We start from the raw sequence: 244 nt of genomic DNA, 5'->3' as shown, positions 1-244 counted from the left end.
ATCCTGATCCTCTCCGGCATGGCCGGCATCGAGGACAAGGTGAAGGGCCTCGGCTTCGGAGCCGACGAGTACCTCACCAAGCCCTTCCACAAGGACGAGCTTGTTGCCCGCATCCATGCGATCGTCCGCCGCTCGAAGGGCCAGGCCCAGTCGGTCATCACCACCGGCGACCTGAACGAGAATCTCGATCAGAAGACCGTCGAGGTCACCGGCAGCCGGGTCCATCTCACCGGCAAGGAGTACC

The 244-nt window shown here is 63.5% G+C and carries 1 protein-coding gene; it reads left to right on the top strand.

The genetic code is table 11. The features are described 5' to 3' along the window. Nucleotides 1–244, top strand: a 244-nt coding sequence (locus AC0IXR_RS25145; RefSeq protein WP_471762612.1) for a response regulator, incomplete at both ends; no start/stop codon positions are given.

This window comes from Methylobacterium sp. AC832 (genome assembly GCF_979256025.1).
Note: the sequence above shows the minus strand (reverse complement) of the source record. Positions and strands in the feature narration are given on the sequence as shown.